Source organism: Alcanivorax sp. (assembly GCF_002733835.1).
Classification (GTDB): Bacteria; Pseudomonadota; Gammaproteobacteria; order Pseudomonadales; family Alcanivoracaceae; genus Alcanivorax.
Genome location: NZ_NVWY01000009.1, coordinates 76,515 through 91,778 on the forward strand (window position 1 = coordinate 76,515; position 15,264 = coordinate 91,778).

12 protein-coding genes are annotated in these 15,264 nt (G+C 48.8%); 7 read left to right on the top strand and 5 right to left on the bottom strand.

Features of this window, described 5'->3' with window-relative positions; translation table 11 throughout:
• The first annotated feature begins 95 nt into the window (after window positions 1–95).
• Both nosP and COA55_RS06910 read left to right on the top strand, forming a co-directional pair.
• Window positions 96–1,253: a nitric oxide-sensing protein NosP gene (nosP, locus tag COA55_RS06905; RefSeq protein WP_290501135.1), complete on the top strand. Its 1,158-nt coding sequence runs from the start codon at window positions 96–98 to the stop codon at window positions 1,251–1,253.
• The gene (locus COA55_RS06910; RefSeq protein ID WP_290501136.1) at window positions 1,231–2,640 is read left to right on the top strand and encodes a hybrid sensor histidine kinase/response regulator; all 1,410 of its coding nucleotides are present in this window, start codon (window positions 1,231–1,233) and stop codon (window positions 2,638–2,640) included. The genes nosP and COA55_RS06910 overlap by 23 nt, the downstream gene beginning before the upstream one ends.
• Window positions 2,641–2,689: 49 nt before the next feature.
• On the opposite strand, the gene COA55_RS06915 is transcribed toward COA55_RS06910, so the two are convergent.
• Window positions 2,690–3,376, bottom strand: a complete 687-nt coding sequence (locus tag COA55_RS06915; RefSeq protein WP_007149353.1) for a pentapeptide repeat-containing protein — start codon at window positions 3,374–3,376, stop codon at window positions 2,690–2,692.
• A gap of 48 nt (window positions 3,377–3,424) precedes the next feature.
• Complete coding sequence (locus COA55_RS06920; protein ID WP_290501137.1) at window positions 3,425–5,260, bottom strand: PQQ-dependent methanol/ethanol family dehydrogenase; 1,836 nt, start codon at window positions 5,258–5,260, stop codon at window positions 3,425–3,427.
• A 340-nt stretch (window positions 5,261–5,600) separates the two neighbouring features.
• On the opposite strand from COA55_RS06920, the gene pedF reads away from it, so the two are divergent.
• The 5 genes from pedF to COA55_RS06945 all read left to right on the top strand — a co-directional run bounded on the left by pedF (window position 5,601) and on the right by COA55_RS06945 (window position 10,897).
• Complete coding sequence (pedF, locus tag COA55_RS06925; RefSeq protein WP_232211776.1) at window positions 5,601–6,032, top strand: cytochrome c-550 PedF; 432 nt, start codon at window positions 5,601–5,603, stop codon at window positions 6,030–6,032.
• Between the two features lies 1 nt (window position 6,033).
• Window positions 6,034–6,804: a quinoprotein dehydrogenase-associated SoxYZ-like carrier gene (locus COA55_RS06930; RefSeq protein WP_050760184.1), complete on the top strand. Its 771-nt coding sequence runs from the start codon at window positions 6,034–6,036 to the stop codon at window positions 6,802–6,804.
• Window positions 6,776–7,735, top strand: a complete 960-nt coding sequence (locus COA55_RS06935) for a quinoprotein relay system zinc metallohydrolase 1 (RefSeq protein WP_290501138.1) — start codon at window positions 6,776–6,778, stop codon at window positions 7,733–7,735. The genes COA55_RS06930 and COA55_RS06935 overlap by 29 nt, the downstream gene beginning before the upstream one ends.
• A 126-nt stretch (window positions 7,736–7,861) precedes the next feature.
• Window positions 7,862–9,382, top strand: a complete 1,521-nt coding sequence (locus tag COA55_RS06940; protein ID WP_063519221.1) for an aldehyde dehydrogenase family protein — start codon at window positions 7,862–7,864, stop codon at window positions 9,380–9,382.
• A 78-nt stretch (window positions 9,383–9,460) separates the two neighbouring features.
• Complete coding sequence (locus COA55_RS06945; protein WP_063519222.1) at window positions 9,461–10,897, top strand: protein adenylyltransferase SelO family protein; 1,437 nt, start codon at window positions 9,461–9,463, stop codon at window positions 10,895–10,897.
• A 49-nt stretch (window positions 10,898–10,946) separates the two neighbouring features.
• Here the strand turns inward: COA55_RS06945 and COA55_RS06950 are convergent, their stop codons facing one another.
• The 3 genes from COA55_RS06950 to COA55_RS06960 all read right to left on the bottom strand — a co-directional run bounded on the left by COA55_RS06950 (window position 10,947) and on the right by COA55_RS06960 (window position 15,012).
• Window positions 10,947–12,113, bottom strand: coding sequence for a porin (locus COA55_RS06950; protein WP_290501139.1), 1,167 nt, complete (start codon window positions 12,111–12,113; stop codon window positions 10,947–10,949).
• 161 nt (window positions 12,114–12,274) lie between these two features.
• Entirely contained in the window at window positions 12,275–12,949 is a 675-nt protein-coding gene (locus COA55_RS06955; RefSeq protein ID WP_290501140.1) for a peroxiredoxin, read from the bottom strand.
• A 2-nt stretch (window positions 12,950–12,951) separates the two neighbouring features.
• Window positions 12,952–15,012 carry a TonB-dependent receptor gene (locus COA55_RS06960; RefSeq protein ID WP_290501141.1) on the bottom strand — a complete coding sequence of 687 codons (2,061 nt, stop codon included), beginning with the start codon at window positions 15,010–15,012 and terminating at the stop codon, window positions 12,952–12,954.
• Between the last annotated feature and the right edge of the window lie 252 nt (window positions 15,013–15,264).

Below are 15,264 nucleotides of genomic sequence, written 5' to 3' on the forward strand. Positions count from 1 at the left end.
ACGACTGTTTCCTTCACTAGGACAACAATATTCCGCAGAATTAGCCAGCAAAGGCGCCAGGAAAGAGCGCGACAATAAAAATCCGGGAGAGTCTGATGACTGCCGCTCCTCTAAACGCTGTGCTAACCACGTTCAGTAATGCCGTCGATGAAGAGATTGCAGCTGCTGAGCTGGCTGCAAAGTTAAAAAACCCGAACTTGGGTTTCGTGCTGTTTTTTTGCTCAGTGGAATATGATCTTGATCGTTTGGCCGCAGCCATGCGGGACAACTTCGCTGGGATCCCCATGTCAGGCTGTACTTCCTGTGGTGAAATTACCTCCAAGGGCTATGATCAAGGATCGATTGTGGCCATAGGCTTTGATCGCCGGCTATTCACTGTCAGCCAGAAGCTTGTGGAAGATGTAGACCGTTTCGGTCTTCTCGATGCTCAACAGCTTGTTGATAGTTTGCTAACCGAGTGCAGTGACGGCGTTACCGGGACAGCATCTGAGAACAATACCTTTGTGTTGACGCTAATGGATGGACTATCAGTAAATGAAGAGATGGTTTTGGCTACCCTTAACTCGGCATTAGGCAGTATTGCTTGTTTTGGCGGTTCCGCAGGTGATGAATATCGATTAAATGGCACTTATGTCTATAGTGATGGAGGATTCACCAGCGAAGCCGCCACGGTGATAATGATTTCTACCTCATTAGATTTTGAAGTGTTCAGCACCCATCACTTAATCCCGGAAAAAAACAAGTTTGTCGTTACCTCCGCAGATCCTGAAAAACGTACCGTCTACGAATTAAACGCTGAACCGGCGGCGAAAGCCTACGCACGGCTGATTGGTGCTTCAGTTGAAGATCTGGACGATATGAAATTTGCTTGCTCGCCTTTGGCTGTACGGATTAATGATGGCTACTATGCGCGTTCAATCCAGCGAGTTAATGATGACCTTAGCCTGACGTTTTATTGTGCTGTTGAAAATGGCATCGTTTTAACAGCTATGAAAACGGACTCTTTGCTTGATGATCTTGAGACCAAACTCAGTGCTATTGAGCGTCGCATGGGGCCGTCATGGTTAACGCTAGGATGTGACTGTTGCATGCGTTATGCGCAAATTGAATCTGAGGGGTTGGTGGATCAGGCATCTGCATTGCTCCGTCGATACGGGGTGATTGGTTTTAGTACCTATGGGGAGCATGTTAACGGTATGCATCTTAACCACACGCTGACCGGGGTCGTCATTGGACAAAGAAACCGTCTCTGAGCAGGGGCCGTCAGAGGAGGGGGAACGCTCTCCCTGGGATCTCCATGAAGCACGGCTGATGGCGGAGAATGCCAGGCTGAGCAGGATTTGTGATGCCCTTATAGAAAGGGTGGAGGCCAGCAATATGGCCCCTACAGCCCCCTACGCAGCATTTCAGCATTCCGTGGTTCTGGCTGAACAGGTGCGTGAACGGACACAGGCCCTACGTGATGTAAACCAGAAACTACTGGAAGAAATCGAAGAACGTCGGCACATAGAAATGCAGTTGCGTGAAGCGCGGGAAAAAGCTGAGCAGGCTAACCTTTCCAAAACTCGCTTTGTTGCAGCAGTGAGCCATGACTTGATGCAGCCGTTGAATGCGGCACGACTTTTCACCAGTGCCTTGCAGGAAAAGCCCGATAATATGGCGTTTCAGCTTGCTCATATCGGCACGGCGCTTACTGACCTTGAGTCACTCATAACGACACTTTCAGATGCTTCCAAGCTGGATGCCGGCGTGGTGACGGCTGAGTTTGAAGTCTTTCCCTTGAGCCGCTTGCTGGATGTGCTTGCTGAAGAGTTTAGGCAAATTGCTCAGCAGAAAGGACTTTGTTTTCGCTATGTGTCTTGTGGTTCACTGGTTAGATCTGATTCACAATTATTAAGCAGAATCCTTCGTAACCTCCTTTCCAACGCGGTTCGTTATACCGAGAGCGGGTCAATTCTATTGGGGTGCCGTAAACGTGGCGCGGGCATTGAAGTCGTAGTCACTGATACAGGGATTGGTATCAGTGATGACCAGCGTAACGAGATATTTAAAGAGTTTAAACGTGGCAAGCAGGCGGTAAGGCATCATGAAAGAGGGCTCGGGCTAGGGCTGGCAATTGTAGAAAAAATTAGCGAGATACTTTCACATCCGTTGCGTTTTCATTCTCAAGAAGGGAAAGGGTCAAGCTTTGGCTTGTTGATCCCGATTGCTGAACCTGACGAATATATCCACCGGACATTGCCGGCAGATCCTTTTGTTGATCAGTCTCTGCAGGGGTTGCGTGTCTGGGTCGTGGATAACGACGAGGCAATTTGCATAGGTATGCGAACGCTGATGGAGGGTTGGGGCTGTGATGTGGTAGTGGCTGATTCTTTAGCGTCTTTACGATCCAAGGTGGACACTTGCTCTGACGACGCGGATGTCTTGCTGATGGATTATCATCTGGATCCAGGAACAGATGACGGTATTACTGTCGCAACCTTTATCAATTCCGGTCGTCAAATTCCATTACCGGTAATATTGGTAACTGCTGATCGCAGTGCAGAGTTGAAACAACGCTGTGTTCAAAATGGATTTACGCAGATTTACAAGCCGCTGAAGCCGCTGAAATTGAAAATGGCATTGAAAAGCTTATCTTGAAGGCTAAAAGGAAAGGAGGCGAGGCCTCCTCCTGATAGAAGAGAGGGCCCTAGGGTCCCGGTCCGTCTTTATACGCCCAATCAAAGGGGCAAGCGGTGCAGCCGTGCATATCCATGCTCTGAAAGTTCCCATAACGCAGGTTTGCACCGTCCAAATTGGCATTGCGCAAACTGGAAAGGTTTAGCTTAACCTCTTGAAGGTTGGCATCCTGGAGGTTAGCACCATTGAGTTTTGCTTTATTGAACCAGGCCATCTCCAGGTTGACGCCTGTCATATTGGCATTGTTCCATTCAGAACGAGTCAGCCGGCCAAACTCCAAATTCGCACCAGTTGCATCCACGTTGTGAAAAATTGCTTTCTGGGCAAACAGGTTCCAGCTTTGTATGGCAAGCAAGCGAGCGCCGGTAAGGTCTGCCATGCGCAGGTTGGTGCTCATTAGGCGCGCCCGGCTCATATTCGCGTTGCGAAGATTGGCTTTTTCTAAATTGACCCCTTTAAGGTTGCTGTGCCGCAAATCAGCGCCTTCAAGGTTGGCGCCTGCAAAGTTAGCACCCGTCAGGTCCAGGCCACTGAGATCTGCACCTTTTAGATCTGCACCAGCACATTCCGTCGCAGGCTTGAGTGAACATCCATTGTGGCTGGGGATGTCCGCGCTAAAGTCATCCGCATAAGTCCCACCGTTAAGGGCCAGAAAAGCGATTAGGGTTATTGCTCGAGGTAGCGTTATATATTTCATTTTATGCTCCTGAAAGAAGTCAGCCCGCAATGCGGGCTGACTTTTTTGTTACTTGCTCGCTAGATCCTTGGCAAATTTGGGCAGTTTAAACACCCAGAAAGAACCGCCTTGAGAGATAGGCTTGGTTAGTTCTGCCATGTCACCGCCCCAGAGAGGTACTGCACCGCCGTACCCGGCTGTTACACCAATGTACTGCTCGCCATCCATTTCCCACGTGATCGGTGGGGAAATGATCCCGGTACCGACCTGGAACTTCCACAGCTCTTCACCCGTTTTCGCGTCAAAGGCTTTGAAGTAGCCATCACCGGTACCGGTGAACACCAGGTTGCCTTTGGTTGCGAGCACGCCAGCCCAGAGAGGCATGGGTTCTTTATGTTCCCAGGCCACTTTACCGGTAGCCGGATCCATAGCACGGAGAATGCCAACGTGGTCGTCGAACAACCGTTTGATGCGGAAACCCATGCCTAAGTAGGCAGAACCAGGCTGATATTCAACCTCTTCAGTCCAGTAATCTTCTTTCCAGTGGTTGGCAGGAACGTAGAACAGGCCCGTGTCCTGGCTATACGCCATAGGGTTCCAGTTCTTGCCGCCAAGGAAGGGAGGAGAGACTTCCACTGCAGGGGATCGGGTTTCGCCATCCTTGAGACGTGCAGGACGCTGACCATCGACTTCAATGGGGCGGCCGGTATCCAGATCAATACCTTTAGCCCAAGTAATGCCGTCTACGAATGGGAATGCATTGAGAAGTTTACCGTTAGCACGGTCGGTCACATAGAAGAAACCATTGCGGTCAGCGTGAGCGCCGGCTTTATGTTTCTTGCCTTTCTTGTCCTTGTAGTCAAAGAGAACGATTTCGTTATTACCCGAGAAATCCCAGGCATCGTTAGGTGTATGTTGATAGAACCACTTGATTTCACCGGTAGTTGGATCAACACCGACTTGGCCTGATGTGTATAGGCTATCGTAGTCGGCAGGGTCACCGTCTGGTGCAGTACGCGCCCAGCCGTTCCAGGGAGCCGGGTTGCCAGCGCCGATGATGATGGTGTTGGTTGATGCATCAAAGGTAGCGCTTTGCCATGGTGCACCACCACCTTGGCTCCAGGCTTTCACTTTACCTGTTTCTGTATTGGGGTCATCAGGCCAGCTAGGCGCTCTGGGATCACCACTCGGGGTGCTGTCTTCACCGTTAAGGCGGCCAACGTGCCCTTCCACAAAAGGACGCATCCAGACTTCTTCGCCCGTTGCAGGGTCGCGGGCAAACAGTTTCCCGACAACACCAAATTCGTCACCGGAAGAGCCATGAATCAACAAAACCTTACCGGTTTTTTGATCTTTAACAATGGTTGGCGCGCCAGTCATTGTATAACCGACTTTATGATCGCCGAACTTTTTACGCCAAACGACCTTACCCGTGTCTTTGTTCAGAGCCACTACGCTGGCATCAAGAGTGCCAAAGAAAATGTTGTCGCCATAAATGGCGGCACCGCGGTTTACAACATCACAGCAAGGACGAATGTCGTCAGGTAGACGATGTGAATAAGTCCAGATGCGTTTTCCAGTTTTGGCATCAACAGCGAAAATACGGGAGTAGGAACCCGTTACGTAGATCACGCCTTCATGCACAAGGGCTTGAGATTCCTGGCCTCGCTGCTTTTCATCACCGAATGAGTAAGACCAGGCGGGGGTAAGCATAGAGACATTTTCGCTATTAATGTCCGCTAACGTGCTGTATCGCTGGGCGCTGGTGCCCATGCCATACATTAGAACATCTTCAGTGGTTTTATGGTCATTGGCGATATCTTTCCAGGTGACCCCTTCTTCAGCAATAACTGTCCCGCTACTGCATGCGGTCAGCATGGTGGACATCGATATGACACCGATCATGCGGGACAGTCTCCCGCGATGCGGTGGGTTGTGGGTTGTTTTACTCATAACGCAGCCTCTGCTTTGATTTTAATATCTGATCACACTGGCAGAAATGCGATCAGGGTATGGAAAGTTACGGCGTGCCAGTTATCGATAATCCCCAGCAACGCGGTGTATCCATTCAGGCAGAGAGAGGGGGATGCAAGATACCGTCAGTGGAAGTAAATGATCTAACCATTTGGGTCTACGACTAAGGGAGTACGCATGATGGCCCGAAGGGCTAGTGCTGAATCTGTCAGGTGACTGTTAGATTAATTTCCATAATGCAATCCATTGGTTGGAGTGAAGTATGAATGTAATGATGCGCATAGTGGGAAGTGTGGCCTTATTAGGTTGCTCTGTGGTGGTCCATGGCCACGGTAATGTGACTCCACAAGGCGTAGATCTTCGCGGGTTGGAGACTCTTGGTGAGGAGTGGCGCGATACCAACCCTTACCGTGAAGATCATCCGCAGCATGAATTGGCTGTGGATATTGGCAGCTCTGCGTATAACCAGAACTGTGCAGCTTGTCATGGCCTGGAAGCCAAGTCGGGAGGTATAGCGCCTGATCTGCGAGAGCTGGAAAACGGTGATTACGGTGACGAATGGTACAAAGAACGGGTTGTAAATGGAGCTGTGCGCGATGGTCGCGTTCTGATGCCGAAAATGGCCGATTATCTCAGTCAGGAAGCTTTGTGGGCTATCCGAACCTGGCTTGAGACGGTCAGCATGGAAACAATGGGACAGTAAAATGCGATCTGTAATGGTGTTTCCCGGGCTATTGTTCCTTCTACTTATCAGTATAAGTTCAGCGCAAGAGAACAATACTAATCAAGATAAGGATCCTCTTGATTCATTCATGTGGGAGCTATATCAGGATCGTTATCTGTCCAACGCACCAGTACATTTTGACTCGAGAGTGAAAATAACCGCCCCTGATTTTGCCGAAGACTCAGGGCAGGTTCCGGTAGAAATAGATGCCAGTCATCTTAATGGCAAGTTTGAAAAAATGCTGCTTTGGGTTGAGCTCAACCCTATACCTATGGTTTTTGAGTACAACCCCGGTACACAAGGGCTGGCAAAAGTAGGGTTGAATATCCGCCTGGAGCAAGGCTCTCCTGTCAGGGTGGCCTTGTTAAGCCAGGGTGTATGGCATGTTGGAAGCACTTTTATTGACGGCGCAGGGGGTGGTTGTTCAACACCAGGTATCGCTAATTCCGGCAAGAATTGGTCCAAAGATTTTGGTCAGGTTAGAGGGCGCAGGTTTCCTGCCAAGCAGGGTAGTCGGCTTCGTTTTTTGATTATTCATCCGATGGAAAGCGGTCTCCTTCCCAGTGAGATCCCTTTCTATATCGAAGAGCTGAAAATCAGCAGTAAAGGGGAAACGGTTGCGGATATGAAATGGCATGCCTCCATTAGTGAAAATCCAGTTTTAACGATTGAAATGAAAGGCGATGAAAGAACCCCATACAAGATGAAGGCTAGAGATAACAATGCTAATTTACTGGAATCACAAATTTGATTATCGAGTCTTGTTATCGTTAGCTACTTTGTTTCTTGCGGCAATTTCGGCCCCAGTGCATGGAGAAGATCTTAATATTCATCAAGTTGTAGAAAATGTATGGATGGTCCAGGGGGTGCCAGAGGAGCTTAGTGAAGAAAATAGGGGTGACATAAGTAACAGCTCATTCATTGCCACGGGGAATGGGGTAGTGGTAATCGATACGGGGGCAACAGCTGCTTACGGTCGGAGGTTCAGAGAGGCTATTTCAGAATATACCGATGAGCCCATTCGCTGGGTGATCAATACCCACCATCACCCGGATCATATCTTTGGTAATAGTGCATTTTCAGATGTGCCGATAATGGCGCTTTCTGAGACACGAAATTTGTTAATGAAACATGGTGATTTTTATCTCAAAACAGTGCACGAACGTGTGGGAAGATATAGCGAAGACACGGTTGTTATTTTACCTAGTGTTACTGTTGAAGGTGGGGTGAAGAGTTTTTCTGGATACCCACTAAAATTAATCAGGTTTTCTGGTCATAGTGGCAATGATCTCGTTGTATATGACCCTCTGACAAAAATTCTGTTTGCCGGGGACATGCTGTTTTGGAACCGCGCACCAACCACTCCTCACTCTCCTGGAATTGATATCTGGCTGGAAGAAATAGACCGACTAGCAGAGCTAAACCCAGCAGTGATTATTCCCGGCCATGGCCCTCTCGCTCGTGATTCGGGGCCGATTGAGCAGACACGTGCATGGCTTGTATGGCTTGACTCCCTGATGAGAGAAGGAGTTGCTGCTGGACGTTCTGCTAATGCGCTCATAGATAGTGATATTCCTGAACTGCTTTCTGATATCCCGATGGCAAAGTTTGAGCTAACCCGAAGTATTAGTCATTTCTATCGAAAATATGAAGATTCATGGTGGGAAAACTCTAACCGTTAAGACCAAATGAGGAGAAGAATTACTCCCTTGGTAGCATGCGTACTTGGGTCTCATCATCCTATTCTGACTATGCAGGCGCTACTTATCAAAGCGCGGACGTCAAGCAATTAGAAGAGGAATCAGGCAATGATTTATGCAAATCCTGGTAGCGAAGGTTCAGTTGTCTCGTTTAAAGAGCGTTACGAAAACTATATTGGGGGTGAGTGGGTTGCACCGGTGAAAGGACAATATTTCGATAATGTTAGTCCGGTAAATGGTAACGTTTTCTGTGAGGTGGCCAGATCAAGTGCGGAAGACGTGGATTTGGCTCTGGATGCCGCTCACCGAGTTGCTGGGGAATGGGGAAAAACCTCAGCGACAGAACGTAGCAACATATTGTTGAAAATCGCGGATCGTCTTGAACAGAATATTGAATCTCTTGCAGTCGCAGAAACATGGGATAATGGTAAGGCTGTACGTGAAACATTGAATGCAGATTTGCCCTTGGCTGTTGACCATTTTCGTTATTTCGCTGGCTGTATTCGTGCTCAAGAAGGCTCTGCTGCAGAGATCGATTCAAATACAGTGGCTTACCACTTTCATGAACCCCTTGGCGTTGTCGGGCAAATTATTCCATGGAACTTTCCAATCTTGATGGCAGCCTGGAAGTTAGCTCCAGCACTGGCAGCGGGTAACTGCATTGTATTGAAGCCTGCCGAACAAACCCCGGTTTCCATTCTCAAGGTGATGGAGTGTATTGGCGATTTGCTGCCTGCTGGTGTACTGAATGTGGTGAACGGATACGGTCAAGAGGCAGGTCAGGCTCTGGCATCCAGCAAGCGAATTGCAAAAATCGCCTTTACCGGTTCAACCCCTGTGGGATCTCACATTCTAAAATGTGCTGCCGAGAATATTATCCCCTCTACTGTAGAGTTGGGCGGTAAATCTCCAAATGTTTACTTCGCGGATATTATGAACGCCGAAGAGTCGTTTATTGATAAAGCTGTTGAGGGCTTGGTTTTAGCTTATTTTAACCAAGGCGAAGTTTGCACCTGTCCTTCTCGTGCCCTTGTTCAAGAGAGTATGTACGACGACTTCATTGAGCGCGTATTGAAACGAATCAAGACGATTAAACGTGGTAATCCACTTGATACTGAAACTCAAGTAGGCGCACAGGCTTCTCGAGAGCAGTATGACAAGATTATGTCATACATGAGTATTGCTAAAGAGGAAGGTGCAACGGTACTCGCAGGTGGTGGTAGTGAATATCTTGAAGGGGATTTTGGTAACGGTTTTTATATTCAGCCTACCCTTCTTAAAGGACACAATAAAATGCGCGTCTTCCAGGAAGAGATTTTTGGTCCAGTTGTTGGTGTGACTACCTTTAAGGATGAGGAAGAAGCTCTGCGAATTGCCAATGACACCGAATTCGGCCTTGGGGCTGGTGTATGGAGTCGGGATATGAATGTTGCCTTTAGAATGGGGCGGGGTATTCAGGCTGGGCGTGTTTGGACTAATTGCTACCATGCTTATCCTGCACATGCGGCCTTTGGCGGATATAAGAAATCAGGCATCGGTCGTGAGACTCACAAGATGATCCTTGACCATTATCAGCAAACAAAGAACTTGCTGGTCAGCTACGATACCAATCCGCTTGGTTTTTTCTGAATGATTTCTCCTGGTCGTCTGTCTTGACGTCTTATTGCCGCCCTCAGGGCGGCTTTTTTATTGTTGTGAGAAGGAAATATGCTTGAACTTCCTGATAAGCAAGATAACCCGTGGGCAGTTCTCTCGATAGCCAATGCCTGGAAGTCCCTTCCCCCCATGCTGTGGTCAGCCCAGGCGCCAGAATGGTCACCTGTGGAAGAGTTGATTGATATTTCTCCTATGGCCCTACGTTTATTGCAACTCGATGTTCAGCAGCTCCGGACCCATGTTGAAGGCGTTTCAACGTTGAAAAACCTGCATTCTGGAAGCATCCTCTTACCGGGTATGTCTCCGTTGGCACAAAAGTATGCAGGACATCGCCATGGGGTATTCAACGATCGTATTGGTGATGCAAGGTCTTTGCTCTTGGGGGAAGTGGCTACGCCGTTAGGTCGTATGGAAATGTACTTAAAGGGTGGGGGAAGAACCCCTTATGCTCTTAGGGGTGATGGCTATTTGGGGTTGCGTAGTGCGGTCAAGGAATATCTTGTCAGTCACGCTCTCTATGGTATCGGGATACCAACCAGTCTTCCGCTAAGCATTTGTAATCATAAAAGAAAAATTTTTCGTGATCAGTTGGAGAAGTCTGCAACCGTGATTCGCCTTTCTCCATCTCATGCTCGAGTTGGCCATTTCGAATGGCTGGCTACCAGGGGGAACGCTGCAGCCATGAAGGCTTTGATTGCTCACCTTGGTGGTTGTTATGGCGAAGGTGGTGAAATGAGCGTGGAGCAGTTTTTTAAACACTCTGTACAACGCGCCGCTCATCTTGCTGCAGCGTGGCAGGTCTGGGGGTTTGTCGCTGGCACACTGAATACAGATGATATTTCCGCTCTAGGTGTGACTCTTGATCCCGGCGCAGGAGCTTTTCTGGAATCTTGCCAGGCTTTACTGACAGAAGATTGCGATGCAGTTGACAGCGTATATGCATTTTCTTCCCAGTCTGAATCTATCAGGTTTGGACTTGAAGTGCTGGGCAGGGCATTACGATTGTTGCTGCACGAAGAAAAAATAAACGCCATATTGGAGAGTTTTTATGACCAGCGTAAAAAAGCGATGCTATGTGGAATGCGCTCTCGCTTGGGGTTGATGATGTCGAGAGAAGAAGATTCAGTATTGATTAACCAATGGCTGTCCATCCTGCATAGGAAGGGAGCAGATTACAATTCTTCATTCCGTTATTTAATGGAATGGAAAAATGATGAATCGAGTGACCACCATTTGGCTGATAAGCTAGGTCTTGAGCGTAACGATAGGGTTCTGGCTGAGTGGTTGAATGCGTATCGGAAGCGTCTTGAAAATGAGTGTTTTACCTACCATGAGCGCTACCGTTTCATGGCTGGGGTTAATCCGATAACAATACTTAGAGAGGCCGATATTTGTGACGTTAGTGCTGCCGTGGAAGCCGGCGATTTTATCCCTCTGGCTCGCTTGAGAAAGCGAATTACACAGCCTTACCATAATTTTATTCAGTAAAAAAGGGTGAGTGCCATGGCGCTCACCCTTTGATATTTGAGGTTATTAATTACCAGGCTACCGTGGCACCCAGTGCAAGTGTGTCAGTTGTCTCTATTTCGCCTACTGTTTCGTCATCCAGCTCAACACGACTGAAGTTGGTTACCAGGTTAAGATAATCATTGGCTGCGTAACTTATAATTACGCCTTTATTTTCGTAATCAATCGCTGTTCCACCAGTAACGCCATCATCTTCGGTTCGGCCATAGGTTCCCGCAACTCGCATTTTGCCGATTTGATAACCAGCTTGTATAAGGTAGCCATTGCTATCAACTTCCTGGAGTGGGAGTTGGCCAGCGTTATTAGTGAACAAGGGATGGATACCTGTAGCATCAAAACCGGAAGCGGTGAGGGTTAAGTTAGCGGCTTTGATTTGAGCGCCGTAACCTACGCCTTCTGATGTGATATCAGTAACGGTATTATCTGTATTTTCGGAGTTTTGATAAGCACCGTTAACCCATGTATAAATTTCCATTCCTCCAATGTCTGCCTGGTAGCTGATTTCACTTTCTACTCTTGGGGTGTCTTGATATGCCTTGCCTGGCGCACCCACTTCATTGGTGTCGTATGGGTCTAGAATCCCCACTGCAATGTTTAGACCGCCCATTTCAGGGCTCCGCCAGGTGATTTGCGAGCTTGGGAAGGCGTAGGGATAGCCGGTGCCGATATTCCCGAAAGATACGCCACCGCCATCAACGAGGCCCACGACATCGCTGGAATGGCCAAACCCAATGAGCAATTCGTCGCGGAGGATGTTGGAACGAGCAAAGAGCCCGAAATCTTTACCAATAAGCACCTCACCGAAGCTGCCACCAATAGTTCCATAAAACTGACGTACATCAATAGCCGTGCCGGTGGCGGCAGTTTCACTGTCATTAATGGTGACCCAGAAGGATGACCTTGCGCCCAGTGTAAGATCACCTATTTCTCGTTTCATATTGAAACCAATATAGTTTGGCAGGAAACCCATTTTAACTCTTGATTGTCTGCGGTCGAATTGATCGCCGGCACGGTCTACGTCGTTGTTTACATAAAAAGCATTAATGTAACCGTCAGTGCTGAAACTGGTTCCGTCATCGTCATACAGTGTTATTTCGGCATTGGCTGATTGCACTGCGAGGAAGGGCAGAAGGCATAATGCCGACCGGGATAGAATTGCTGCACTGGTTTTTCTCATCTTACGCTCCCTAAAGTTTCTATCATGTTGATGGCAATGAGTATGGGGAGCGTAAAATAAAGGAAAAATACCGCCTTGGTACTGTATTGAGTGATTGGAATATAGCGTTTGGTCGTGCGACTAAAGGATCAATTAAATGATAAAATATAATATATATTTTATCAGGGAAGGGGTGTGTATTTCAGGTAGGGAAGAATGGCTTCTTCCTGATCGGGAAAGAGTGCCTTTGAATCACCGTCAGATAATTTAGGTGAAATAATCGCGTTGTCACCAGGTTGCCAATCTGCAGGTGTTAATACCGGGTAACGATAAGTGGTTTGTAAGGCATCAATAGCTCGTAGGATCTCATCAAAATTCCGCCCAATGCTGGGTGGGTAATCTATTTTCAGGCGAATGCGTCCACGCGGATCAATGATAAAAACGCTGCGTACCGTTGTTACGTTGTTCGAACGAGGGTGCATCATGCCGTAGCGTGTGCTGATGTTTCGCGACTGATCCGATATAACAGGAAAGGATGGGCGGACACCCTGGCTTTCTTCAATGTCATCAAGCCATTTTTTCAGGTCACCCAGTGGACTGACTGCCAAAGCGAGTGGGCGTACGTTTCGTTTTTCAAAGGCACCTTGTAAACGTTCCACTGCAGCGAGCTCGGTAGTGCATACAGGAGTGAAGCTGGCCGGATGAGAAAACAAGACGACCCAGTGGTCTTTCCTCCAGTGATCGAGGTGCACGGCCCCCATAGTGGTTTCAGCCTCAAAATCTGGTGCTGCATCACCCAGCTGGAGGGCCTGAAGGGGAAGAGAGTATATCAGTAGTGCCACTAACCAATATTTCATACTTACCACCCTAAAGTTACTCCAGCATACAAGGTTCGACCAGGCGCTGTTTCGAAATAGCCGCGGTCAGCGGGGTCTGGCCTGTCGCTATTGGCATTGATTCGAATGTTGCTGTAGTAGTCACGGTCGAAAAGATTGTTGATGCCGGCGTGTAACTCCAGCTCCTGACGATTAAAATGCCAGCGTTTTCCGAACCGCGCATTAACCACTGCATGGCTTCCTATACGAGTTTGGTTGGTGTTCTCCGCATAAACTTCACTGGCAAAACGAACATCGCCAATAACAAAAAAGCCGTTTTGAGGACGCCAGGCGGCTTCGGCAAAAACGATATGCTGTGGCAAGCCTGGCATGTGGTTATCGCTTACATCGACACCTTGTTGCTCATCGAAGAATCGATCGAAGCGGTATTGTGCCCATGTCCATGCGACCGTTGTGGTCAGTGTTTCTGTGGTGAAATGCTCTAACGACAGCTCAAGGCCTTCACGGCGTGTGCGGGCTGCATTTTCGTAGTAGGTTCGGCCGCCCAGTTCATAAGGGGTTATCTCGTCTTTGACGGCTACGCTAAATAGTGTGAGATCATAGAGTAGATCGTTGCTGATGGTACCGCGGATGCCAAGCTCCTGATTTAATGCCTTTTGTGGTTCAAGGTCTGGATTGAACCCGCCTGCACCGGACGGATTTGCCAGCTCAGTGAAAGTGGGGGTTTCAAAGGCTGAACTGACAGAGGTATAGAGTGTATGAGCAGGAAGGACATGCCAGGCAACGCCGACACTAAAACTGCCTTCATTAAACTGCTGTTCGCCGCTGTCGTCACCATCACTCAGGAAATCATCCTCCACCTTAAACTGGATTCGGTCGGCTCTTGCTCCTAAAGAAAGGGTGAGATTGTCGGTCAGAAAGGTATCAGTTTGTACAAAGATGCCACTGCTGGTGGCGATCTGGTCTTCATTGGCGGTGAGCCCGGTAATCACTCCGTTGAAAGTCACTCCCCGGCGTCCTCGGTCGTCCTGTTGGCGGTCTACGTCAACGCCGACCAGGTAACGGTGTGGCAGGCCGAAGATGTTCATATTATGGCTGTACTCTACACCTGCGCCGTAGAAGGTACGCTGGTAATCAATCAGGCTGCTACCGGGAAATGGGAGTTGTTGGGTGAAGTCGCGTTGGCTAATGAATGCCCGTGTCTGTAATACGCCTCCTGCCAAGGAGGTATTGCGATAACGGAAGCCAAGGCGTTGTTGATCAACTTCCTGACCTGCATCCAGTCGATCGGCAAGCATTGTGGCCTGCTTTCTGTCTGAGTGAGCCTGGGAGCGGGTTAGTCCACCAGGGTCCTGGGCATAAGGAGTATCTAATGCCGTCAGGAACAGGTCTATTTCCTGATTGTTGCCGAGTTCCCAACCAATCCGGCTGTTAAGTTGGTATTTCTCCACCGCGCTTTGATCACGGTAGCCGGCGTAGTTGAGACCGCTGAGGCCAAGATAATAATGAGCATTGTCTTTCTGGCCACCGCTCTTCAAGTGGGCTTTGCGAAAGCCATCTGCGCCACTCGACAAACTCAGCTCACCATTTCCGGTTATGTTCCGCCCGGAAAGAGTTTCAATATCGATTACGCCACCGGTGGCATTGCCATAGAGAACGGAGGCTGGCCCACGTAATACTGTTGCCTGGTACATGGAGTCCAAGTCGATATTGTCTACCTGTGATTGTCCATCCGGTAGTGTTTCGGGAAACCCATCTACCCGGACTCGTAACCCGCGGACCCCAAAGGGCGCGCGCGCGCCAAAGCCCCGGATGGAAATACGTTGGTTTTGAGCGAAGTTATAGCGGTTTTGCAGGTAAAGCCCAGGCACTCGGGCGAGGCTTTCATCAAGCTGAATGTTCTTTTGGCCCTGCTGGGCGGAATCTGCATTCACGACGCTAACGGCGGCAGGAGTATCAAGAAGGCTGCGCTCCATCCGCGTGCCATCAACCTTTATGACATCCAGCTCAGAGGGCTCGGCCAGGGCGGTTAAGGGAATGTTGATTGTCGCAAGTCCAAAGGCGATTCTCTTCAATGAGAGCATGGCATTTACGGCTTTGTTGTTGGTGTGAGGTTTACGCTATTGGCTTCGGCGCTTCTCCTCAATAGATACAGTGCGAAAGTAGTAGTCATGTTCCCCGTAAGTCGCAGTTTCGCTATTGTTATCCGTAACGGACGCCCATAAAAAAGGCTGCGAGAAGCCACTGCTGTCCCACAGTTGGCAGCCTCATAAAGCGAACCTCATTTGAGGTTCGCTTTTTTTGTGCCTGTCAGGCTCAGGATGAAGGATGTCTTT

Bases quoted from the DNA above. Each gene is read 5' to 3' on its own strand.
- nosP (WP_290501135.1), top strand. From the start codon at position 96: ATGACTGCCGCTCCTCTAAACGCTGTGCTAACCACGTTCAGTAATGCC.
- COA55_RS06915 (WP_007149353.1), bottom strand. From the start codon at position 3,376: ATGAAATATATAACGCTACCTCGAGCAATAACCCTAATCGCTTTTCTG.
- COA55_RS06920 (WP_290501137.1), bottom strand. From the start codon at position 5,260: ATGATCGGTGTCATATCGATGTCCACCATGCTGACCGCATGCAGTAGC.
- pedF (WP_232211776.1), top strand. From the start codon at position 5,601: ATGATGCGCATAGTGGGAAGTGTGGCCTTATTAGGTTGCTCTGTGGTG.
- COA55_RS06930 (WP_050760184.1), top strand. From the start codon at position 6,034: ATGCGATCTGTAATGGTGTTTCCCGGGCTATTGTTCCTTCTACTTATC.
- COA55_RS06935 (WP_290501138.1), top strand. From the start codon at position 6,776: ATGCTAATTTACTGGAATCACAAATTTGATTATCGAGTCTTGTTATCG.
- COA55_RS06940 (WP_063519221.1), top strand. From the start codon at position 7,862: ATGATTTATGCAAATCCTGGTAGCGAAGGTTCAGTTGTCTCGTTTAAA.
- COA55_RS06945 (WP_063519222.1), top strand. From the start codon at position 9,461: ATGCTTGAACTTCCTGATAAGCAAGATAACCCGTGGGCAGTTCTCTCG.
- COA55_RS06950 (WP_290501139.1), bottom strand. From the start codon at position 12,113: ATGAGAAAAACCAGTGCAGCAATTCTATCCCGGTCGGCATTATGCCTT.
- COA55_RS06955 (WP_290501140.1), bottom strand. From the start codon at position 12,949: ATGAAATATTGGTTAGTGGCACTACTGATATACTCTCTTCCCCTTCAG.
- COA55_RS06960 (WP_290501141.1), bottom strand. From the start codon at position 15,012: ATGCTCTCATTGAAGAGAATCGCCTTTGGACTTGCGACAATCAACATT.